Origin of the sequence: Vibrio sp. SG41-7, assembly GCF_014164465.1 — a bacterium.
Taxonomy (GTDB): Bacteria; Pseudomonadota; Gammaproteobacteria; order Enterobacterales; family Vibrionaceae; genus Vibrio; species Vibrio splendidus.
This window is the reverse complement of record NZ_JACJFF010000459.1, coordinates 1-246: the sequence shown is the minus strand read 5'-3', so window position 1 is coordinate 246 and position 246 is coordinate 1. Positions and strand designations below refer to the sequence as shown.

Annotated in this window: 2 pseudogenes; one reads left to right on the top strand and one right to left on the bottom strand. The window is 38.6% G+C overall.

Annotated elements, in window-relative coordinates:
* Positions 1 to 115, top strand: a pseudogene (locus H5300_RS27585) (IS630 family transposase); the annotation flags it as partial.
* Positions 116 to 120: 5 nt separating this feature from the next.
* On the opposite strand, the pseudogene H5300_RS27580 reads toward H5300_RS27585, so the two are convergent.
* Positions 121 to 246 (bottom strand): annotated as a pseudogene (locus tag H5300_RS27580) (winged helix-turn-helix domain-containing protein); the annotation flags it as partial.

Here is a 246-nt window from a genome sequence, read left to right as displayed (position 1 = left end):
ATTCAGAGAAGCCATCGAGAATTTTTGCATTGTGACTCTACCTGAGATCGCAGACTCTTTGACGTCTCGAATAAATGATAATTTTCAAGTGCTCAAGCCCGCATCTTCAAGTTGATTGGGTATATGCCCAGGGATCTTAAGGATCGTTTCTATTGGGAATTTTTTTAAAAGATTCTTGAGCTTCTTCTGATTGTTTTGGGTGCTTTGATCGTGTCGTTATCCAACTCAAATTAAGTTCATGCAGTA